Genomic DNA, 21,026 nt, shown 5'->3' on the forward strand with positions numbered 1-21,026 from the left:
TAGATTTCTGGTAGTCCACAAGATAGCTGACAGATAGCAGCATTATCATCGAGGATGTACTCAATATGTCGCAACATCACCGAATTCTCCTGCTCAACGGACCTAACCTGAATCTGCTGGGCAAGCGCGAACCTGGTATCTACGGCAGCAAGACGCTTGATGAGATCGTCGCCGATCTGAAGCTTAACGCCAGCGAACTCGGTGTCACTCTGGAGCATCTGCAATCCAACGCCGAACACGAGTTGATTAGCTGCATCCATCAGGCCATGGGCCAGGTTGATTTCATCATCATCAATCCGGCCGCCTTCACCCACACCAGTGTCGCCATCCGCGATGCACTGCTGGGTGTCGCCATCCCCTTTATCGAAGTTCATCTGTCAAACGTTCATGCCAGGGAGCCGTTCCGTCATCACTCCTACCTGTCTGATGTCGCCAAAGGGGTCATTTGTGGTCTGGGGGCTGATGGCTACCAATTCGCTTTAACCGCGGCCGTGCGCCATCTGCGCGCGGCTTGATAATCACTGATCAGATAAAGAAGAAAGAGAATGCTAATGGATATCCGCAAAATCAAGAAGCTGATTGAACTGGTTGAAGAGTCCGGCATCGCCGAACTGGAAATCTCCGAAGGTGAAGAGTCAGTTCGCATCAGCCGCAATTTCGCAGGCCAGGTCACTGCCGCACCGCAGATGATCATGCAGCAAGCCGCGGCGCCGGTTGCCGCGCCTGCCACCGCACCAGTTTCCGCCGCCCCGGCCGCCGATGCCGCCCCGAGTGGTCACCTGATGCGCTCCCCGATGGTTGGCTCCTTCTACCGCTCTTCCAGCCCGGAAGCCAAGCCATTTGTGGAAGTGGGTCAGCAAGTCAATGTCGGCGATACCCTGTGCATCGTTGAAGCCATGAAAATGATGAACCAGATTGAATCCGACAAAGCCGGTGTGATCAAAGCGATCCTGGTTGAAAATGGTCAGGCCGTTGAATTCGACGAGCCGCTGTTCATCATCGAATAAGGGAAATCGCCACCCATGTTGGACAAAGTAGTCATCGCCAACCGCGGTGAAATTGCCCTGCGGATCCTGCGCGCCTGTAAAGAGCTCGGGATCAAGACAGTGGCCGTTCACTCTACCGCCGACCGGGAGCTCATCCATGTGCTGCTGGCCGATGAATCCATCTGTATCGGCAAGCCTGCCAGTGCCGAGTCCTACCTCAACGTACCGGCCATCATCGCCGCTGCCGAGGTAACAGGAGCCGTGGCCATCCACCCAGGTTACGGCTTCCTCTCCGAAAACGCCGACTTCGCCGAGATGGTTGAGCAGTCAGGCTTCGTCTTTATCGGTCCCCGTGCCGAGACCATTCGCCTGATGGGTGACAAGGTCTCCGCTATCGAGGCGATGAAGAAGGCAGGCGTACCGTGCGTACCGGGCTCTGACGGCCCCGTTGACAATGACGCCAAGCGCAATGCCGCCATTGCCAAGCGCATCGGTTATCCGGTGATCATCAAGGCCGCCGGTGGCGGTGGTGGTCGCGGCATGCGGGTGGTACGCAGCGAAGCAGAGCTGGCCTCTGCCATCGCCCTGACCAAATCCGAAGCGGGCCAGTTCTTCAAGAACGACATGGTCTACATGGAGAAGTACCTGGAGAACCCGCGCCACATCGAAATTCAGGTGTTGGCTGATGGCCAGGGCAATGCTCTCTATCTGGGTGAGCGCGACTGCTCCATGCAGCGTCGCCACCAGAAAGTGGTGGAAGAGGCTCCGGCACCCGGCATCACTGCCGAGATGCGCAAGTTTATCGGCGAGCGCTGTGTGCGCGCCTGTATCGAGATCGGCTACCGTGGTGCGGGCACCTTCGAGTTCCTCTACGAAAACGGCGAGTTCTACTTTATCGAGATGAACACCCGTATCCAGGTAGAGCACCCGGTCACCGAGATGGTGACGGGTATCGACTTGATCAAAGAACAACTGCGCATCGCCGCCGGTCAGCCCCTGTCGATCACCCAGCAGGATGTCCGCATTCATGGTCATGCCATCGAGTGCCGCATCAACGCCGAAGATCCGGCCACCTTCATGCCCTCACCCGGGCTGATCAAGAGCTTCCATGTGCCGGGTGGCCTGGGCGTTCGTTGGGACTCCCACATCTATGCGGGTTACAAAGTTCCCCCCTACTACGATTCAATGATCGGCAAGCTGATCTGCTACGGCGAGAATCGTGATATCGCCATCGCCCGTATGCGTCATGCGCTGGACGAGCTGGTAGTAGAAGGGATCAAGACCAACGTACCACTGCAAAAAGAGATCATGAAAGACGAAAACTTCCAGCACGGTGGCACCAATATCCACTATCTGCACAAGAAGTTGGGTCTGTAAGGATCGCTGATAGAGACCCGATGACATTGCACGGTGGCAGTACCAACGCCCACTATCTGCACAAGAAGTTGGGTCTGTAAGATCTCGCAGGCAGAACAATCACTTCCGGCCAGATAGCAGCCAGCTGTTCAACTGCTATCCAGCCAAGAGGCGGCTTCGCAAGAAGCCGCTGCTAAAAAAGGGCCATGGCGACATGGCCCTTTTTTGTTATCCTTGCGCCCCCCAAATTTGTCGGAGGCCAAGGTGAACCGTTTTGCTCTCGCCCGCCGGGAAGCCGCTTTTTGTCTGCTGCTTACCCTGCTCTACTTCTTTGCCTGGTATGGCACCGCCTATTTCACCCCCGTTCAGCTTGAGCTGTGGGGTATCCCGCTCTGGTTTTTGCTCAGTTGCATGGTCATGCCACTGTTCTTCATCATCCTCTGCGCCCTGATGGTCAATCGCCTCTTTGTGGATATTCCGCTCGATCCCCACACCAACCAACAAGAGGATCGTCCCCATGAATCTTGAGTTGATGGTGCCGCTTGTCATCTATCTGGTGCTGGTACTGGGGGTCGGTTTTTGGGCCAACCGCCATCGTGCAGCTGGCAACTTCGTGCAGGAGTACTTCATCGGCAACCGCAGCATGGGCGGACTGGTGCTGGCGATGACCCTAGTGGCCACCTACACCTCGGCTTCCTCTTTTATCGGCGGGCCGGGCGCCGCCTACAAGATCGGTCTGGGCTGGGTGTTGCTGGCAATGATCCAGCTGCCTACCGTCTGGCTCACTCTGGGGGTGCTTGGCAAGAAGTTCGCCATCATCGCCCGTCGGGTCAATGCGGTGACCATCAACGACATGCTGTGGGCCCGCTACCAGAGCAAGGCGGTGGTGATCCTCGGATCCGTGACTATCATCCTCGCCTTTATCGCCACCATGGTGGTGCAGTTTATCGGTGGCGCTCGCCTGCTGGAGACCGCCACCGGCCTCTCCTACCAGCAGGGGCTGATGCTGTTTGCCAGCTGCGTGCTGCTCTACACCATCATCGGCGGCTTCCGTGCCGTGGTGATGACCGACGCCCTGCAGGGGATCATCATGCTGATCGGCACCGGTGCCTTGCTGGCGGGGATTCTGATTGCCGGTGACGGCCTGCCGAACCTTATCCACCAGCTCAGAGAGATCGATCCCAAGCTGGTGAGCCCGCAAGGGGCTGATGACATGCTGACCCAGCCCTTTATGCTGAGCTTCTGGATCCTGGTCTGTGTCGGGGTGGTGGGGCTGCCCCACTCGGCGCTGCGCTGTTTTGGCTATCGCGACAGCAAGGCGCTCCATCGCGGTATTCTGATCGGCACCCTGGTCAGTGCCCTGCTGATGTTCGGCATGCATCTGGCGGGCGCCCTCGGCCGCGCCATCCTGCCGGGCATGGAGAGCCCGGACAAGATCATGCCCTCCCTGATGATGGAAGTGCTGCCCCCCTGGCTGGCCGGGGTCTTTCTGGCGGCGCCGATGGCGGCCATCATGTCCACCATCGACTCCCAGCTGATCCAGGCTTCCGCCACCCTGGTGAAGGATCTCTACCTCAACTATCTGAGCCCAAAGCAGGAGAAGCTGGAAGTGCGCATTCCCCGCCTCTCCCTGCTCTGTACCCTGATCCTCGGCACCCTGGTGCTGCTGGCGGCGTTGCAACCGCCCGAGATGATCATCTGGCTCAACCTGCTCGCCTTTGGCGGTCTGCAGGCGGTATTCCTCTGGCCGCTGGTGCTCGGTCTCTACTGGTCGCGGGCCAACGGCCCGGGCGCGCTGGCCAGCATGGTCAGCGGCATCGTCAGCTATGGGGTACTCAGTCAGTGGGGGATCAAGCTGGCTGGCCTGCACGCCATCGTGCCTAGCCTCACGCTGGCGCTGGTGGTCTTTATCACGGTGAGCCTGCTGACGACGCCCCCCTCACGGGAAGTACGCGAGCTTTTCGAGCAGAAATAACAAAAAGATAAATAAAGGGTTCCGATACTATCCCCAAATAGGTGTTTTCCGGTTAAACTGTGCGCCAAGTCACAGAAAGTAGCCGCTGTATGCCCGTTAAAGTCACTCGACAAGTCGTTACTCAAGCCCTGCAGCGGCTCGGTTATGCCCTGCTACTGCCCGTCTCCATCCTGCCGATGGCGGCCTTGATCTACCGGCTTGGGCAACCCGATGTGCTCGATTTGGCCGTGCTCTCCCTCACCGGTCAGGCGATCTTCAGCCAGATGCCGCTTATCTATGCGGTGGCGATCGCCTTTGGCCTGAGTCGGCAAGAGCTGGGTGGACAAACGCTGGCAGGGGCGGTCAACTTCCTGCTGCTCAGCAGCGCCTTCAATACGCTGGCCCCCAACCTGCACGCCGACATGATCTGCGGTCTGCTGGCGGGGCTCACCACCGCCATCATCTACCCCTGGGTACACCAGCAAACACGGCCCCGCTGGCTACAGATCGCCAAGGGGGAGTTTCCCAGCCTGCTGGTGTCGGCCTTGGCCTGCCTGCTGATCGCCATCCCTCTCTCGCTGCTGTGGCCGCCGTTGGAGCGCGGGCTGACCCTGCTCACCTCCGAGCTGCTCACCACGCCGTTTGGCGCCTTCTGCTATGGCACCCTCAACCGGCTGTTGATCCCGCTCGGACTGCATCAGGTATTGGGTAGCGTCATCGGCCTTGGCGAGAGCAACCTGCTGGCGCTGGCCACCGCCCAACCCCTTCATGAAGGGTATGTAGCCGGTCTCTACCCCATCATCATGTTCGGCCTGCCGGGCGCCTGTTTTGCTATCTGGCTGCACCGCCAGCGGATGCAGCGACTGCCGCAGGGGGGGCTGCTGCTCACCCTGGCGCTCACCTCGGCACTGGTGGGCATCACCGAGCCTATCGAGTTTCTGTTTGCCTTTACCGCCCCCTGGCTGTTTCTCGCTCACGCCCTGCTGACCGGGCTATCGCTCGCTGTCTGTAGCGGGCTGGGGATCAAGGTGGGCAGTTACTTCTCCGCCGGTCTGCTGGATCTGGTATTGAGCTATCAATCCGGTGAGCACAGCTTCTGGCTTATTCCGGTCGGGATCCTGTTTTTCGTCGCCTACACCCTGCTGTTCTATCAGCTGCTGGAGCGCGCCCCCCTCAGTATGCCGAGCAAGCCCATCGCAGAGGAGCATCAGCGCCTTGCCAGCGTCGCCCCCTCCGATCCGCAAATGCTGGCGATCCAGTATCTCAAGGTGCTGGGGGGAATGGATAACCTGCTGGCGATAAGCGTCTGCCTTACCCGACTCAGCCTGCGGGTGCGCGACATTTCACTGGTGGATCAATCCCGCCTGCTGGGGCTGGGCTGCCTCTCCTGGATCCAGCTCAACGACCACCAGCTGGTACTGGTACTGGGCCCCAGCGCCAGCCTGATTGAAGGGCAGATCCGCATGCTGGCTGAGCGCCAGTCGGTCCCCCTCGGCCTCAAACCCAATCAGGAGTCGGCCAGCCAGAGCAGCTGGTAACTCAGGCGAACGGCAACCGCTCGGCCACAATAAACCATCGGGACAGGCTAAAAAGTCCGATGAAAACAACACCCTTCCCCCTGGCAGTTTCACAGGCACAGGCCCATACCGAGGTGGAGGTGGGCCGCATGGTAAGTAAACAGCTGATCGACATGAGCGACTTCGCCAACCAAGCCCTCAAACGCACCATGATGGGATAAGTTCACCAAGAAGATGCCCCAAACGGACACAACCTGCAGCACTCATGTCAACCAGCTGCGGGCCAAGGTCCGGCAATCAGCCAAAAAAGAGGCCATTTCGCGAGAAATGGCCTGAATACCTGAACATTGGGGTAACAATCACACACATATCCTTATGCAGGACACATTAGTCTTTGCATCCGGCGTGCCAACAGCAGCATGAATGCGCTAAAACGGCGCCAGCCCATCCTTGAGCAAGGTGCCGACCTTGCTCTTTTTTTGTCTGGCAGACTTTTTACCAAGCAAAGAAGTGCAGATAAAAAATGCCACCCTAGGGTGGCAGTGAAAGATGACGGAACTTGAGCAAAGCGTTCAGCGAAAACCGCTCGTTTTCGCCTGCATAGTGCAATACAGGAACCGTGCCAATCCGGCAAAAGCCCCCGTATCCCTCCACGTCATGGGCAAACCACGACAGCACAGGCCCATGATGGTAGAATCTCGCGGTTTCACATTTATGAAGAGTCAACGCCATGCCCTGGATACAAATTCGAATCAACGCCACTGCCAAGACCGCAGACAAGGTGAGCAACATGCTGCTGGGGCGTGGTGCCCAGGCGGTGACCTTTATGGATGCCAAGGATGTGCCCGTCTATGAACCCATGCCCGGTGAAACCCCGCTCTGGGGCGAGACCGAAGTGATGGGGCTGTTCGATGCCGAAACCGACCCGGCCCCCACCATCGCCTTCTTCCAGCAGATCTTCGGCGAAAATGTCGGCTACAAGGTCGAACAGCTGGAAGACAAGGACTGGGTGCGCGAGTGGATGGATCACTTCCACCCGATGCAGTTTGGCGAGCGCCTCTGGATCTGCCCGAGCTGGCGCGATGTGCCGAACCCTGATGCGGTCAACGTCATGCTGGATCCGGGTCTGGCCTTCGGTACCGGTACCCACCCCACCACCGCACTTTGCCTGCAGTGGCTGGACGGGCTGGATCTGGCCGGTAAAACCGTGGTCGACTTTGGCTGTGGCTCCGGCATTCTCGGCATCGCCGCCCTGAAACTGGGTGCCGCCCGCGTCATCGGCATCGACATCGACCCGCAGGCCATTCAGGCCAGCCGCGACAACGCCGCGCGCAACGGCGTCGCCGACCAGATTGAGCTCTATCTGCCAACCGACCAGCCGCAAGATGTCGAAGCAGACGTAGTGGTCGCCAACATCCTGGCCGGCCCGCTGCGCGAACTGGCACCGCTTATCGCTGGCCACGGCAAACCGGGCAGCCTGATGGCCCTCTCTGGCGTGCTGGAGAGCCAGGCCGCGGAGCTGGAAACCATCTACGGCCAGTGGTTCGAGATGGACCAGACCGCCGTCAAGGAGGAGTGGTGCCGCCTCTCCGGCCGCAAACACCGCTGATGGCAACCACCTAATACAACAAGGGCACCGATGGTGCCCTTGTTGTTTCCGCCATCCTCTCGTGTCTCCCCTGCTCACTGCCCCACATACAAGCAAAGGCCCGGACTTCGGCCGAACAATCTGGTGCTGCTGCACCACAACAACGCAGCGGGCACACCTTGGCCTCAGACCATAAAACAGCTGTAACCATATGAATAAAAATGACTAAATAGCCATATAACTGGATGGCATATCCCTTGCAATTTGCCTCTTCAGAGACTTTCACCATTGAACGTCATATTGGAGAAGCGTATGCAGCAACAGGATTGTGCGAAACCGGAACTGAAACGAACCCTGGGGGCTTTTCACCTGTGGGGGATCGCCGTGGGACTGGTCATTTCGGGGGAATACTTTGGCTGGAGCTACGGCTGGGCGCAAGCAGGTACCATGGGCTTTCTGGTCACCTCCCTGCTGGTGGCTTGCATGTACACCGCCTTTATCTTCAGTTTTACCGAGCTGACCACCTCAATTCCCCATGCAGGAGGCCCCTTTGCCTATGCCTACCGTGCCTTTGGTCCGGTCGGAGGATATATCGCAGGCTTTGCCACCCTGGTGGAATTTGTGTTCGCGCCGCCCGCCATCGCCATGGCGATCGGGGCCTACCTCAACGTCCAGTTTCCGGCCATAGACCCCAAGTGGGTGGCGGTGAGCGCCTATCTCATCTTCATGACCCTCAATCTGATCGGAGTCGGTATCGCCGCTACCTTCGAGTTGCTGGTCACCCTGCTCGCCATTTTCGAGCTGCTGGTCTTCATGGGAGTAGTAAGCCCGGGTTTCAGCGCCAGCAACTTCATGCTCAACGGCTGGGCAGGCCAGCAGGAATTCAGCCTCGGCGCTCTCCCCGGTATCTTTGCCGCCATCCCGTTCGCCATCTGGTTCTTCCTCGCCATTGAAGGCGCCGCCATGGCGGCCGAAGAGGCCAAGGAGCCTAAGAAGACAATTCCGAAAGCCTTCATCGGTGGCATCCTGACCCTGGTCATGCTGGCCATGGGGGTCATGGTGTTCGCAGGCGGAGTCGGAGACTGGCGCCAGCTTGCCAACATCAATGATCCCCTGCCCCAGGCGATGAAGATGATAGTGGGCGAGAGCAGCGGCTGGCTGCACATGCTGGTCTGGCTGGGGCTGTTCGGCCTGATCGCCTCCTTCCACGGCATCATAATGGGCTACTCACGCCAGATCTTTGCCCTGGCCCGGGCCGGTTATCTGCCCGGAGCCCTGGCCTCGGTCAACCGCCGCTTCCAGACCCCCCACTGGGCCATTCTGGCCGGTGGCGTTGTGGGGATCCTGGCGATCTTCTCCGACTCGCTGATCGTCATAGGCGGGCTATCCCTCACCGCCAACATAGTCACAATGGCGGTGTTTGGCGCCATTGTGATGTACATCATCTCGATGGCGGCCCTGTTCAAGCTGCGCCGCAGCGAACCGGCACTGGAGCGTCCATTCAGAGCCCCTCTCTATCCTTTTGCTCCGGCTCTCGCCTTGGGACTGGCAGTACTCTGTCTGGTCGCTATGGTCTATTACAACGGTTTGCTGGCGCTGATCTTTGGCGCCCTGATGCTGGCGGGCTATGCCTACTTCCGTCTGACCCATGATGAAGGGATTGCCGCCAGTGACGGTGAGCTGGTCAAGGGAAGCTGAACCAGATCCTCTGTGCCCATCAGGAGCAAGGCCATGCGCTGGCCTTGTTTCCCCGCCCTGCATCGACGAGAGAACCCCATGTATCGTACCCAACTGTCACACCACGGCTATCAGTTTCCCGACCTTCGCACCCTGATGGCCAAGGCGACCCCTGCCCGCTCCGGTGACTATCTGGCTGGCGTGGCCGCCCACAGCGCCGAGGAACGCATGGCGGCCAGGATGGCGCTTGCAGACCTTCCGCTCAAAACCTTCCTCAATGAGGCGCTGATCCCTTACGAGCAGGATGAGGTAACCCGCCTCATCATGGACAACCACGATCACGCGGCCTTCGCCCCCATCAGCCACCTGACGGTAGGGGATTTTCGCAACTGGCTGCTGTCTGAGACGGCCAACAGCCAGACCCTGGCACGCATAGCCCCCGGCATCACACCCGAGATGGCAGCCGCGGTCAGCAAGCTGATGCGCAATCAGGATCTGATCCTGGCCGCCAAGAAGTGCCGGGTCGTCACTGCCTTTCGCAACACCATAGGGTTGCCCGGCCACCTCAGCGTGCGGCTGCAACCCAACCATCCCACCGACGATCCTCAAGGGATAGCGGCAGCCATGCTGGACGGTCTGCTGTACGGCGCGGGGGATGCGGTGGTCGGCATCAATCCCGCCAGTGACAACTTGCCCGTACTGGCCAACCTGAACCAGATGCTCGACGAAGTGATCCAGCGTTTCGCCATTCCGACCCAGTCCTGCATCCTGACCCATGTCACCAACACCTTGCAGCTCATAGAGCGCAATGTGCCGGTAGACTTGGTGTTCCAGTCCATCGCAGGTACAGAGGCTGCCAACCGAGGATTTGGTATCGATCTGGCCCTATTGCAAGAGGCATATGACGCCGCCCTCAGCCTGGGGCGCGGCACCCTTGGCAACAACGTCATGTATTTCGAGACTGGCCAGGGCAGTTGCCTCTCGGCCAATGCCCACCACGGACTGGATCAGCAGACCTGCGAGGCCAGAGCCTACGGGGTAGCTCGCCACTTCAAGCCGTTGCTGTGCAATACCGTGGTCGGTTTCATCGGACCGGAATACCTCTATGACGGCAAGCAGATTATCCGCGCCGGACTGGAAGATCACTTCTGCGGCAAACTGCTGGGGGTGCCGCTCGGCTGTGACGTCTGCTACACCAACCACGCCGAAGCGGATCAGGACGACATGGACACCCTGCTCACCCTGCTTGGCAACGCTGGCCTCACCTTCCTCATCGGCGTTCCCGGGGCGGACGACATCATGCTCAACTACCAGAGCACCTCGTTTCATGACGCTCTCTATATTCGCGAGCTGCTCGGCCTCAAGCACGCACCGGAATTTGCAGACTGGCTGGTGCGGATGCAACTCACCAACCCTGGTGGCCAACTGCTCGATGCCAGCCTGCGCCACCCTCTGTTAACGGCTTTTGGCCAAAGCGGCAAGGTGGCCCGATGAGCAAGGATCCCCATGACATGAGTGACATAGTTCACCTCAATCCCTGGCTGGAACTCAAACGCTACACCTCGGCCCGCATAGCGCTGGGGCGCACCGGGGTCAGCCTGCCCACAGAGGCACTGCTGGCGTTTGGTCTGGCCCATGCACAGGCTAGAGATGCTGTGCACCAGCCCCTGGAAGTGGCCGCCCTGACCAAAGCACTGCACGCCACAGGACACAAAGTTCTGACGGTGCACAGCGCCGCCAACAGCCGGGAAGAGTATTTGCGTCGCCCGGATCTGGGCCGACGGCTGAACGATGCCAGCCGCCTCCTGCTGAGCCAGATCCCGCAAGCAGAGGCCGAGCTCGCCCCCCTGGAGTATCAGACCCGGCAGGCTGAAGCCGATCTCGTCATCATGCTGGGTGATGGACTCTCCTCCACCGCCCTGCATCAGAATGCCCTGCCCTTTATCGAGGCACTGCAACCCCATCTCAGGCGCCTTGGGTTGGCCTGTGCCCCTCTGGTGATCGCCAGCCAGGCCAGAGTGGCACTGGGAGATGAGGTAGGGGAGCTGCTAAGGGCCCGGGCCGTACTGGTGATGATTGGCGAGCGCCCCGGCCTCTCCTCCCCCGACAGTCTGGGGCTCTACCTGACCTGGCAACCCAGAGTCGGGTGCATGGATTCACAGCGCAACTGCATCTCCAACGTACGTCCCGCCGGGCTCGATTTCCCCCAGGCGGCTCACAAGCTGGCCTGGTTGCTGGAGCAGGCCTTCAACCGCCGCTTGACCGGGGTTGCCCTCAAGGATGAGAGCGGCGAGCTGGCCAGCCTGATCGAACACGACGCCCCGCTTCCCCCTTGCCGTCCAACATGACAACGGGGCGGCCAGCCTAGTCCGCCCCATCACCAATTCCAAACTGAACCACTTGAATCTGCAATGAAAACTGGGCATCGTCTCGCCTGCCCCCGCCAAGAAGCCAAGGGACGCGCCTCTACCCCTCAGGACAATTGCTTGATACACAAGAGGAACGGATGAAAATTGCCATTCTGGATGACTATCAGGATCAGGTGCGCCACCTGCCCTGCTTTGCCGTGCTGGCGGGTCATGACGTCACCATCCTCAACCAGAGCGAACCCGATACAACGCGCCTCGCCGCCATGCTGGAAGGTATAGAAGCACTGGTGCTGATCCGCGAGCGTATCCGCATCGACGAACAGCTGCTGATACAGCTTCCCACCCTTAAACTCATCAGCCAGACCGGCAAAGTCAGCCAGCATATCGACCCGGTACTGTGCCAGCAGTACGGCGTTGCCGTGGCAGAAGGGATCGGCAGCCCTATCGCTCCCGCCGAGCTCTGCTGGGCGCTCATCATGGCAGCTTCCCACCATATACCTGCTTACAGCCAAGCGTTAAGCCAAGGCCAATGGCAGCAATCTGGCGACCTCGGTTTGGGTCGCACGCTTCATGGGCTGACGCTCGGCATCTGGGGCTACGGCAAGATAGGCCAGCGGATCGCCCGCTATGGCAAGGCATTTGGCATGTCGGTACTGATATGGGGCAGTGAGGCTTCGCGCAGGCAGGCCGAGCTGGATGGCTATGCCTGCGCCTCCAGCAAGGAGGCGCTCTTCAGTCAAGCCGATATCCTCACGCTGCATCTGCGCCTGAGCGAGGCAACCCGCTGCGCTGTTACCCGCGCAGATCTGGCCCGCATGAAAGTTGACTCTCTACTGGTCAATACCAGTCGTGCCGAGCTTATCGAGCCGGGTGCCCTCTATGTAGAGCTAACTACCCATCCTGGAAAACGGGCAGCGCTCGATGTATTTGACATCGAGCCGGCGACGCTACAAAACGAGCCCCTGCTGCGCCTGCCCAATGTTTTGGCGACGCCTCATCTGGGCTATGTGGAGCAAAACAGCTACGAACTCTACTTTCGCGTGGCGTTCGAGAATGTGCTGGCCTTTGCCGAAGGCAGACCTGCCAACCTGGTTCTGCCCGTATCGGGTGGATGATCACGTTATTTCTGCCGTATTGGCGCCAATATCCAAATCCCTGGCAGATAAAGGAAAGCAACCTTCATGAGCGAATACCAGAAGATGATCAGCAGCCAGCCTTACAACTGCATGGCATCCGAGTTGGTGCAGTTGCGCCGGGAGGCGGCCCGGCGCTATCGCCGTTTCAATCAGGCGGAAGAGGAAGCAGAGCAACGGGCGCTGCTGGCGGATCTGATTGGCGAACTGGCGGAGAACGCCTTTATCTGCCGGCCCCTCTACTGCACCTATGGCCGCCACATCCAGCTTGGCCAGGACTCCTATATCAATATGGGGGCGACCCTGCTGGACAATGCCCCCATTCGCATCGGCGCCCATGTGATGATTGGGCCAAATGTGCAGATCTATACCGCCGCCCATGCGCTGGAGGCCGACGAACGAATTCAGGGAGCGGAGACGGCGCTGCCGGTCACCATTGAAGAGAAGGTCTGGATTGGGGGCGGCGCCATCTTGCTGCCCGGCATAACCATAGGGCGGGAGGCGATCGTCGGCGCGGGTGCCGTAGTCACCAAAGATGTACCGGCCGGTGCTCGGGTAGTCGGCAACCCGGCCCGGATCCTGCCAGCCAAAAACCGGGCATAAGGCTGCCAACCGGGCTGCATGATGATGCCACCATCAGCTCACAGCGACCCCGACACGCCATAAAAAAATAAAGCCCAATGTCACGCAGACGTTGGGCTGTTAAAAGGTGCTACGGAATTGCGACTCTCATCGCAGAAAAATTAGAAGGGACAACCTTCTAAACTGGCAGGGAGATATTAGCGAACGCGCAAACGTTTTACATAGTGAAATAACACAGGATTGCGAGGCACTTCGCACTATTTAAATAATTAGCTGCCATGGTGCGCGAGGCCTCTTTGACCCATTTCTTTTCCCCAATCACTCTGGTTACTATTCATGGTTAAACAGAAAAGCCCCGATTGCTCGAGGCTTTGCTGTTCTCAACCGTAACATGGCCAAGGAGTCAGAAACGGCGGACAAACTCATCCAGCGGCAGCTCGCGCAGTTTGCGTGCTTCCAGCATGGGGGTGCCGAGATAGAGAAAACCCACCAGCTGATCCTCTGCCGCCAATCCCAGTCCCTTATTGACCTGCTCATCGAAGATAAACCAGCCGGAGCGCCAGATACCGTTGAAGCCCTGCGCCTGCGCCGCCATCTGCATCGCCATCAGGGCGCAGCCGGCGGAAAGCTCCTGCTCCAGCTTCGGCACCTTGGGGTGATCCTGGTAGCGGGTTGCCACGGCGACGACCAAGGGAGCACGCAGCGGCGCTTCGCTGCACTTCTTGACGCTATCGTCATCCTCACCACGGGCACGGGCCGCCTCGGCCAGCAGCTTGCCCAACCGCCCACGACCCTCCCCTTCAAACAGAATGAACTGCCAGGGGGTCAGGGTGCCGTGATCCGGCGCGCGCAGGCCCGCCTTGAGGATATTGTCGAGCACCTCACCGCTCGGGGCGGGATCGGCGAGACGGCCACAGGAGTGGCGATTGAGCAACAGGGTGAGGGCATCCATGGGCAATTCCTTCTCTGGGGCAATGATGGCGCTACCTTAGCACAGCACCGAATGAAGAAAACCCCTGAGGCTCAGGGGTTTATCGCAAGATAGAGGGCAAGAGGAGAGCGCTGGCTAGATGACCGCGGCCAACTCGGCCCCTTGCCGGATGGCACGCTTGGCATCCAGCTCGGCCGCCACGTCGGCTCCGCCGATGATGTGCACCGGCTTGCCTGCCGCCAGCAACCCGGCCTGCAGCTCCTTGAGGGGCTCTTGCCCGGCGCAGACTATCACCTGATCCACCGGCAGACACTGTTTGGTCTCGCCCACCTGAATGTGCAAGCCCTGGTCATCGATCCCCAGATATTGCACCCCGGAGAGCATCTGCACCTTGCGGTTCTTCAGCACGGTACGGTGGATCCAGCCGGTGGTCTTGCCAAGGCCGTCACCCACCTTGCTCTCCTTGCGCTGGAGCAGCCAGATCTGGCGCTCGGGGGCGTCGATTTCAGGAGCCGTGAGGCCACCGCGCTCGCCAAGCTGTTTGTCGATGCCCCACTCCTTGAGCCAGTGATCACGGTGCCCATCGGCATCCATCTCCACCTTCTTCTCTACCAGATACTCAGCCACATCGAAACCGATGCCGCCGGCACCGATCACCGCCACCTTCTGGCCGACCGGCTTGTGATCCCGCAATACATCGAGGTAGTTCAATACCTTGGGATGCTCGATCCCCGGGATATTGGGGGTGCGCGGACGGATACCGGTGGCGAGGATCACCTCGTCAAAACCGCCGCTGAGCAGGCTCTCGGCACTCTGGCGCTGACCAAGGTAAAGCTCGACACCGCACTTCTCCAGCCGTTTGGCGAAATAGCGCAGGGTTTCGTGAAACTCCTCCTTGCCCGGGATCTGCTTGGCGAAGTTGAACTGGCCGCCGATTTCGCTGGCCTGATCGAACAGGCTCACCTGATGACCGCGCTCGGCAGCGTAGCAGGCAAACGCCAGCCCGGCCGGGCCCGCCCCCACCACCGCCAGCTTCTTGGGCTGGGGCACGCGGCCAAAAGTCAGCTCGGTCTCGAAGCAGGCGCGGGGATTGACCAGACAGGAGGCGCGCTTCTGCTTGAACACATGGTCGAGGCAAGCCTGATTGCAGGCGATGCAGGTGTTGATCTCGTCCGCACGGTTCTCGGCCGCCTTGATGACAAACTCGGGATCCGCCAGGAAGGGGCGCGCCATGGAGACCATATCCGCCTCGCCCCCCGCCAGAATCCGCTCGGCCACCTCGGGGGTGTTGATACGGTTGGTAGTGATAAGCGGCACCTTGAGATGCTTTTTCAGCTCGGCGGTCACCCAGCTGAAGGCGCCGCGCGGCACGCTGGTGGCGATGGTGGGAATGCGCGCCTCGTGCCAGCCGATGCCGGTGTTGATGAGGGTCACCCCCACCGCTTCCAGCGCTTTGCCAAGGGCGATCACCTCTTCCAGGGTCGAGCCCTGCTCCACCAGATCCAGCATGGAGAGGCGGAAGATAATGATGAAGTCGGTGCCGACCCGCTCGCGGATGGCGCGGACAATCTCCACCGGAAAGCGCATCCGCTTTTCGCTGCTGCCACCCCAGCCATCGGTACGTTTGTTGGTACGCTCGCAGATGAACTGGTTGATGAGATAGCCTTCCGAGCCCATCACCTCGACGCCGTCATAACCGGCCGCCTTGGCCAGTGCTGCGGTGGCAGCGAAGTCGCGGATGGTGCCGCGGATCTGCCGCTCGCTCATGGCGCGCGGTTTGAACGGAGAGATGGGGGCTTTCAGGGGGCTCGGCGCCAGACTGAAGGGATGATAGGCATAACGACCGGCATGGAGGATCTGCAGCGCTATCTTGCCCCCCTCCTGGTGCACCGCTCGGGTGACCTTCTTATGCTTGCCAACCTGCCAGGGGAAACTCAACTGGGAGCCGTGAGGAACCAGCCTCCCACGCAGGTTGGGGGCAATGCCGCCGGTGACGATAAGGCCAACACCACCACGGGCGCGCTCGGCATAAAAAGCGGCCAGCTTGTCAAAACCGCCCTTCTCCTCTTCGAGGCCGGTATGCATGGAGCCCATCAACACGCGGTTGCGCAGCTGGGTAAAACCGAGGTCAAGGGGCTTCAGCAGATGGGGATAGCGACTCATGATGCCTTCCTCTTTAAGGCCAGGATGCATGGAACAACGCCCAACACGCGGTTGCGCAGTTGGGTAAAGCCAAGGTCGAGCGGGGTTAGCAGGGTCGGATAGCGGCTCACGATGCCTCCAGTTAATTTTTTGTTATCAAACTGAAGCTAGAGTAAAGAATCAAAAATTCTTTTTCAAACAAATGTTTGGACAAATTTTCAGCGAACAGCCGTATCCTGAACCAAGATGGACGGGATTCATTAGCGGAAAATGGCAATTACGCCCGCAACTGGTTAATAATGACCCCTCTCAACCCATTAACAGGGCGATAACGCGACTATGTCTATTTTCAAAGGCCTCGGCTGGTTGTTCCGCAGCCTGTGGCGCCTGCTCAATTTCACCCGTCTGATGCTGGTCAATCTGCTGTTTCTCATCGTAGTGCTGGCCATCGTCGTCAGTATCAACCAGAAAGAGACGCCGAAGGCACCGATAGAGGGCGCACTGACCCTCTCTCTCAATGGCGTGCTGGTTGAACAGCGTTCACAAACCGATCCCGCCGTTCAGCTGCTACGCCAAATGGACAGCAGTGACGAGCAGCCTAGCGAGATCGTCCTCTCCGACCTGCTGTGGGCCATCAAGAACGCCAAGGATGACGAGCGCATCAAGGCGCTGGTGCTCAAACCGCAAGGACTGCAAGGCACCAACCTGTCCAAACTGCAAGAGGTGGCGAGTGCCATCGACCAGTTCAAGGAGAGTGGCAAACCGGTGATCGCCATGGCGGACTTCTACACTCAAGGCCAATACCTGCTGGCAGCCCATGCCGATCATGTACTGCTCAACCAGAGCGGAGCCGTGGTGATCGAGGGGCTTGGCGTCTATCAGACCTACTTCAAGTCGGCGCTGGAGAAGTTCAATATCACCCCGCATGTCTTCAAGGTCGGCACCTATAAATCCTTCGTCGAGCCCTATACCCGCGATGACATGTCCCCTGAAAGTAAGGAGGCGAACCAACGCTGGCTGGATCAGCTGTGGCAATCTTATGTAATGGATGTGGCCGAGCAGCGGGAGATCGAACCCGATGCTGTCGCACCAGGCAAGGAACGTTTCCTTGAGCTGTTACACAAGGCTGGTGGTAATGCCGCCAACTACGCCCTCGACAACGGTCTGGTAGACCAGCTGGCGACCCGCGACGAGATGACCCAGGCGGTCATTAAAGAGGTCGGTGAAGCGGACGATCACGGCTGGAAAGGAGTTGACCTGAAAACATATCTGACAGCCATTCCCAAGCAGTATCCTAAACGTGGCCAAAATAGGGTGGGTCTGGTGGTGGCCAGTGGCGCCATCATGAATGGCGTACAGCCTGCCGGTACCATAGGCGGCGATACCCTCTCCGATCTGCTGGCCGATGCTCGCCACGATGACAAGGTCAAAGCGGTGGTGTTGCGGGTCGACAGCCCTGGCGGTAGTGCTTTTGCCGCCGAGCAGATCCGTGCCGAGCTGCTGGCCCTGAAACAGGCTGGCAAACCGGTGGTGGTCTCCATGGGCAGCTATGCCGCCTCGGGGGGTTACTGGATCTCTGCTGATGCGGACAAGATCTTCGCCTCTCCCAATACCCTTACCGGCTCCATCGGCGTGTTTGGCATGTTCGCTACCCTGGACAAGGCGCTCGCCCAGTTTGGTGTGCATACCGATGGTGTCGGCACAACAGATTATGTGGGAGTCGGGCCAGCCAGAGCGCTGCCAAAGCATGTTAGTCAGGCTATCCAGCTAAATGTCGAGGATACCTACCGGCGCTTCATCAGCCTGGTCAGCAAAGGACGTGGCCTGAGCCCGCAAGAGGCGGAAAAAGCGGCCGAAGGCCGGGTCTGGACCGGGGTCGATGCCAAAGAGCTCGGTCTGATCGATGAGTTCGGCAATCTGGATGACGCCATCAAGGCCGCCGCAGAACTGGCCAACCTCCAGACGTGGCAGGTGACTCGCATCGAGCAGAAAGAGTCTGCCAGGGACAAATTCCTGCGCCAGCTGTTTGACAGCAGTGCCCAAGTGCTCGCCCCGCAGCTGCAGAGCTGGCTACCGGCCGGCTTTGGCAAGGCGCTAGCGGAAGTAAACCGCAGTCTCGACCCGCTCACCCGCTTCAACGACCCGCAAGGCTCCTACGCCTTCTGCCCGGTTTGCGTGCAGTAAGCAAGGGGCGAATACCCCATAAAAAACGGCGACCATCTGGTCGCCGTTTTCTTTTATTCGGCCGATGCCTGCCGCACCGCCAACTTGCCCAATCAGGGATTGAGACGGGTCGGTATACCGGTACGCTGTTCCAGCACCTGCTTGACCACTTGGGAGTCAGAGTCGGCGTGGGCGATGAAGCGGGTTGTGGCCGGAGTCAGCGGGAGTGGCACGGAGGCGGTGGAGTTGAACTCCTCCTCGGTGCGTGACAGTGGCTCGTGCACTTCCATATAGCGACCGCCATCCGGCTCGACTGTGGTCTTGACCGGCTGGTTGACGAACTGAACACGAGTCCCGATAGGTACATTGTCGAACAGATACTTGATATCGTCAGCACGCAGACGCACGCAACCGCTGCTCACCCGCAGACCGATACCAAAGGTGGCGTTGGTACCGTGGATGGCATAGAGGTTGCCGATATAGATGGCATGCAGCCCCATGGGATTATCCGGGCCCGCTGGCCATACCGCAGGCAGGGTCTTGCCCTGGGCAGCATAGCGGCGACGAATGTTCTCGGTCGGCGTCCAGGTCGGGTTGGCACGCTTGCGCTCTACCTTGGTGACCCAGTTTTCCGGCGTGTCGGCACCCAGTTGGCCGATACCGATGGGCAGTACCTGCACCACATTCTTGCCCTTCGGGTAGTAGTAAAGGCGCATCTCGGCAACGTTGATGACAATCCCTTCCCGGGGCGCATCGGGCAGGATCAGCTGGTGGGGGATAATCAGGGTGCTACCTGCCTTCGGCAGATAGGGATCAACCCCCGGGTTGGCTTCCATGATGTTGGTCAGACCCAGCTGGAAGTCAGCAGCGATCTGCTCCAGCGGACGGTTGTCCGCGGGCACCACATATTCCAGATTCTCGCCGACCAAACGGCTGTTGGCCGCAGGCAGACGGTATTCAACGGCGGCAGCCTGCTGGCTGACCAGCGCAAATGTGCATAAAAGGGCCGAAGCGGCAGTGCGAAGGAGATTCATAAAATTCCTGTGTGGTTTCCTGTACCAAATGGGCCGGGGGCCGTTTCATCCTCGGTCTGCCGGTGGCGGGGCAACCTGCTCCACTGCACCAATAACCGAGCGCGCATTCTTTCCCGAGTCGGCCAAAATTTCAACTTCGATATATCGCTTTTCTGGTTAAATTAGACCGTTTTAACCATTGCTGACATCCAGCATGGCAAGGTGGCCGCCCCTTCCCTGAGTTGAACAAAAAAAAGCCATCTCTGACAAGTCTATTACCCCCATAAAAAAACCGCTCCGAAGAGCGGTTAATGGAGCCACCAGGCAACCATAAAAGGGACTACAGGTAGTTGTCATTGGAATTACTGGACGGCTGCCTCCCCTGCACCGCTCTGCTCCTTGAGGAAGCTGATCCAGGGGGATGCCCGACCGCTGACGCTGCCATTCTGAGCCGCCTGGGTGAAGGCGTTCAGCGCCTCCTTCGGCTTTTGCTGCTCAAAATAGGCGACCCCGGTCAGGAACTTGAGATCTGCCCGCTGTTCGCCATTGGCATTGGCGGCCGGCTTGGCGGCCAGCGCCACCAGATCCTGGTAACGCTTGCTCTGGATCATCATCCGCGCCATTTTCAGCTGTAACTCGGCATTCGGGGCCAGCTGATAGGATTTGGCCAGGGTGTCGATGGCCGGGTCCAGCTCCTTGGCCTGATGCCAGTAGTTGGCCAGGGTCTTGTAATTGCTGGCACTCTGCTCAATCACCCCGTCCTTCATCCCCTTCTCCATCACCCGTGCGGCACGGTGGGGAATGCCGGTAAAAGCGAGGTAGTTGGCGAGCCGCTGCAACTCTGCACTCTCGGTCAACATGCCGAGGTTGTAGGCCGCTTCCAATGCCGCCAACGCCTTGGCATCATTGCCCGCCTGCATATGCATGGCGGAGAGCTGAGTCCAGTACTTCTTCTTCTCGGGGTACATGTTAAGCAGCGAGGTCAGTACCTCGGTCGCCGGTTTGTACTGCTTCAACTCGTAATGCGCCCCCATCTTCAGCAGATACCAGGACTCCGGTGCCTTGCCCGCCGAGAGCTTGATCGCCTGATCCACCGCCGGAATCGCGTCACGGTACTGTTTAAGCTGCACGTGGGCGTTGGCTAGCGTGATATAGGCATGGGAGTTGGGCTTGTCATCCTTGCCCTGGTTGGCAAACCACTCCTTCATGGTCTTGATCGAGCCCTGAAAGTTACCCTCCGCCATATAGAGCTGGGCCAGGTTGTAGCGCACCTGCTGCGCTACCGGTGGCGGCAAACCACCGGTGGCAATGGCATCAGCAAAGTATTTGGTCGCCTGGCCGTACTTCTCCTGCTGGGCGGCCACGAACCCCAGAGTCTGCAAAATGACGCCCTTGTCGTAGACCCGCTCACCCGCGCTGGCCAGCGCCTCCTGCAGTCTGGCGTTGGCCTCACCATATTTCTGTCCGGCAATCAGCTCCTGCGCCTTGTTAACCGCCCGATAGGCCCGATCCGACAGAGTCGGCTGCTCGGCGGCCCAGCTGGCGGTGCTAAGCAGCACCGCCATGGCGACCGGGGCGAGGATCATCTTCTGTAACTTGTTCATCGCCACCCTCC

The 21,026-nt window shown here is 59.4% G+C and carries 18 protein-coding genes; 14 read left to right on the forward strand and 4 right to left on the reverse strand.

Going from position 1 to position 21,026, the window contains the following annotated elements; genetic code table 11:
• Window positions 1-65: 65 nt before the first annotated feature.
• The 13 genes from aroQ (at window position 66) to BN1117_RS06495 (ending at window position 13,183) form a co-directional block, all read left to right on the forward strand.
• The gene (aroQ, locus tag BN1117_RS06440) at window positions 66-515 is read left to right on the forward strand and encodes a type II 3-dehydroquinate dehydratase (protein ID WP_040095823.1); all 450 of its coding nucleotides are present in this window, start codon (window positions 66-68) and stop codon (window positions 513-515) included.
• A 36-nt stretch (window positions 516-551) separates the two neighbouring features.
• The gene (gene accB, locus BN1117_RS06445; protein ID WP_040095825.1) at window positions 552-1,007 is read left to right on the forward strand and encodes an acetyl-CoA carboxylase biotin carboxyl carrier protein; all 456 of its coding nucleotides are present in this window, start codon (window positions 552-554) and stop codon (window positions 1,005-1,007) included.
• 15 nt (window positions 1,008-1,022) lie between these two features.
• On the forward strand, window positions 1,023-2,363 hold the full coding sequence (gene accC, locus BN1117_RS06450; RefSeq protein ID WP_040095826.1) for an acetyl-CoA carboxylase biotin carboxylase subunit: 1,341 nt from the start codon (window positions 1,023-1,025) through the stop codon (window positions 2,361-2,363).
• Window positions 2,364-2,606: 243 nt separating this feature from the next.
• A complete protein-coding gene (locus BN1117_RS06455) occupies window positions 2,607-2,870 on the forward strand; it encodes a YhdT family protein (protein ID WP_040095828.1) in 264 nt (87 codons plus the stop codon).
• On the forward strand, window positions 2,860-4,317 hold the full coding sequence (panF, locus tag BN1117_RS06460; protein WP_040095830.1) for a sodium/pantothenate symporter: 1,458 nt from the start codon (window positions 2,860-2,862) through the stop codon (window positions 4,315-4,317). Before BN1117_RS06455 ends, panF begins: the two co-directional genes overlap by 11 nt.
• 89 nt (window positions 4,318-4,406) lie before the next feature.
• Window positions 4,407-5,834 (forward strand): PTS transporter subunit EIIC, encoded by a 1,428-nt coding sequence (locus BN1117_RS06465; protein ID WP_040095831.1) that lies wholly within the window; start codon window positions 4,407-4,409, stop codon window positions 5,832-5,834.
• A gap of 59 nt (window positions 5,835-5,893) precedes the next feature.
• On the forward strand, window positions 5,894-6,034 hold the full coding sequence (locus BN1117_RS19385) for a hypothetical protein (protein WP_156129893.1): 141 nt from the start codon (window positions 5,894-5,896) through the stop codon (window positions 6,032-6,034).
• Between the two features lie 509 nt (window positions 6,035-6,543).
• Window positions 6,544-7,422: a 50S ribosomal protein L11 methyltransferase gene (gene prmA / locus BN1117_RS06470; RefSeq protein WP_040095833.1), complete on the forward strand. Its 879-nt coding sequence runs from the start codon at window positions 6,544-6,546 to the stop codon at window positions 7,420-7,422.
• A gap of 291 nt (window positions 7,423-7,713) precedes the next feature.
• Window positions 7,714-9,099: an ethanolamine permease gene (gene eat, locus BN1117_RS06475; protein WP_040095835.1), complete on the forward strand. Its 1,386-nt coding sequence runs from the start codon at window positions 7,714-7,716 to the stop codon at window positions 9,097-9,099.
• Window positions 9,100-9,177: 78 nt separating this feature from the next.
• Window positions 9,178-10,572, forward strand: a complete 1,395-nt coding sequence (locus BN1117_RS06480; protein WP_040095837.1) for an ethanolamine ammonia-lyase subunit EutB — start codon at window positions 9,178-9,180, stop codon at window positions 10,570-10,572.
• Between the two features lie 17 nt (window positions 10,573-10,589).
• On the forward strand, window positions 10,590-11,426 hold the full coding sequence (gene eutC / locus BN1117_RS06485; protein WP_244463520.1) for an ethanolamine ammonia-lyase subunit EutC: 837 nt from the start codon (window positions 10,590-10,592) through the stop codon (window positions 11,424-11,426).
• A gap of 158 nt (window positions 11,427-11,584) precedes the next feature.
• Window positions 11,585-12,562: a D-2-hydroxyacid dehydrogenase family protein gene (locus BN1117_RS06490; protein WP_040095840.1), complete on the forward strand. Its 978-nt coding sequence runs from the start codon at window positions 11,585-11,587 to the stop codon at window positions 12,560-12,562.
• A 66-nt stretch (window positions 12,563-12,628) separates the two neighbouring features.
• The gene (locus BN1117_RS06495) at window positions 12,629-13,183 is read left to right on the forward strand and encodes a sugar O-acetyltransferase (RefSeq protein ID WP_040095841.1); all 555 of its coding nucleotides are present in this window, start codon (window positions 12,629-12,631) and stop codon (window positions 13,181-13,183) included.
• Window positions 13,184-13,565: 382 nt separating this feature from the next.
• Here BN1117_RS06495 and BN1117_RS06500 read toward each other — a convergent pair whose 3' ends face one another.
• Both BN1117_RS06500 and BN1117_RS06505 read right to left on the reverse strand, forming a co-directional pair.
• Window positions 13,566-14,114, reverse strand: coding sequence for an NAD(P)H nitroreductase (locus BN1117_RS06500; RefSeq protein ID WP_040095843.1), 549 nt, complete (start codon window positions 14,112-14,114; stop codon window positions 13,566-13,568).
• Window positions 14,115-14,228: 114 nt separating this feature from the next.
• Entirely contained in the window at window positions 14,229-16,256 is a 2,028-nt protein-coding gene (locus BN1117_RS06505; protein WP_040095845.1) for an NADPH-dependent 2,4-dienoyl-CoA reductase, read from the reverse strand.
• Between the two features lie 318 nt (window positions 16,257-16,574).
• Between BN1117_RS06505 and sppA the strand changes: the two genes are divergently transcribed.
• Window positions 16,575-18,419 carry a signal peptide peptidase SppA gene (gene sppA, locus BN1117_RS06510; RefSeq protein ID WP_040095846.1) on the forward strand — a complete coding sequence of 615 codons (1,845 nt, stop codon included), beginning with the start codon at window positions 16,575-16,577 and terminating at the stop codon, window positions 18,417-18,419.
• Between the two features lie 92 nt (window positions 18,420-18,511).
• Here sppA and BN1117_RS06515 read toward each other — a convergent pair whose 3' ends face one another.
• Together BN1117_RS06515 and BN1117_RS06520 are read right to left on the reverse strand one after the other, a co-directional pair.
• A complete protein-coding gene (locus tag BN1117_RS06515; protein WP_040095848.1) occupies window positions 18,512-19,432 on the reverse strand; it encodes a L,D-transpeptidase family protein in 921 nt (306 codons plus the stop codon).
• Window positions 19,433-19,773: 341 nt separating this feature from the next.
• Window positions 19,774-21,015 carry a tetratricopeptide repeat protein gene (locus BN1117_RS06520; protein ID WP_040095850.1) on the reverse strand — a complete coding sequence of 414 codons (1,242 nt, stop codon included), beginning with the start codon at window positions 21,013-21,015 and terminating at the stop codon, window positions 19,774-19,776.
• Window positions 21,016-21,026 lie beyond the last annotated feature (11 nt).

The organism is Aeromonas australiensis, assembly GCF_000819725.1.
GTDB lineage: Bacteria > Pseudomonadota > Gammaproteobacteria > Enterobacterales > Aeromonadaceae > Aeromonas > Aeromonas australiensis.

Bases quoted from the DNA above. Each gene is read 5' to 3' on its own strand.
- BN1117_RS06500 (WP_040095843.1), bottom strand. From the start codon at position 14,114: ATGGATGCCCTCACCCTGTTGCTCAATCGCCACTCCTGTGGCCGTCTC.
- sppA (WP_040095846.1), top strand. From the start codon at position 16,575: ATGTCTATTTTCAAAGGCCTCGGCTGGTTGTTCCGCAGCCTGTGGCGC.
- BN1117_RS19385 (WP_156129893.1), top strand. From the start codon at position 5,894: ATGAAAACAACACCCTTCCCCCTGGCAGTTTCACAGGCACAGGCCCAT.
- accB (WP_040095825.1), top strand. From the start codon at position 552: ATGGATATCCGCAAAATCAAGAAGCTGATTGAACTGGTTGAAGAGTCC.
- aroQ (WP_040095823.1), top strand. From the start codon at position 66: ATGTCGCAACATCACCGAATTCTCCTGCTCAACGGACCTAACCTGAAT.
- BN1117_RS06490 (WP_040095840.1), top strand. From the start codon at position 11,585: ATGAAAATTGCCATTCTGGATGACTATCAGGATCAGGTGCGCCACCTG.
- BN1117_RS06505 (WP_040095845.1), bottom strand. From the start codon at position 16,256: ATGAGTCGCTATCCCCATCTGCTGAAGCCCCTTGACCTCGGTTTTACC.
- eutC (WP_244463520.1), top strand. From the start codon at position 10,590: ATGAGTGACATAGTTCACCTCAATCCCTGGCTGGAACTCAAACGCTAC.
- BN1117_RS06495 (WP_040095841.1), top strand. From the start codon at position 12,629: ATGAGCGAATACCAGAAGATGATCAGCAGCCAGCCTTACAACTGCATG.
- BN1117_RS06520 (WP_040095850.1), bottom strand. From the start codon at position 21,015: ATGAACAAGTTACAGAAGATGATCCTCGCCCCGGTCGCCATGGCGGTG.
- BN1117_RS06465 (WP_040095831.1), top strand. From the start codon at position 4,407: ATGCCCGTTAAAGTCACTCGACAAGTCGTTACTCAAGCCCTGCAGCGG.
- BN1117_RS06515 (WP_040095848.1), bottom strand. From the start codon at position 19,432: ATGAATCTCCTTCGCACTGCCGCTTCGGCCCTTTTATGCACATTTGCG.
- prmA (WP_040095833.1), top strand. From the start codon at position 6,544: ATGCCCTGGATACAAATTCGAATCAACGCCACTGCCAAGACCGCAGAC.
- accC (WP_040095826.1), top strand. From the start codon at position 1,023: ATGTTGGACAAAGTAGTCATCGCCAACCGCGGTGAAATTGCCCTGCGG.
- BN1117_RS06480 (WP_040095837.1), top strand. From the start codon at position 9,178: ATGTATCGTACCCAACTGTCACACCACGGCTATCAGTTTCCCGACCTT.
- eat (WP_040095835.1), top strand. From the start codon at position 7,714: ATGCAGCAACAGGATTGTGCGAAACCGGAACTGAAACGAACCCTGGGG.
- panF (WP_040095830.1), top strand. From the start codon at position 2,860: ATGAATCTTGAGTTGATGGTGCCGCTTGTCATCTATCTGGTGCTGGTA.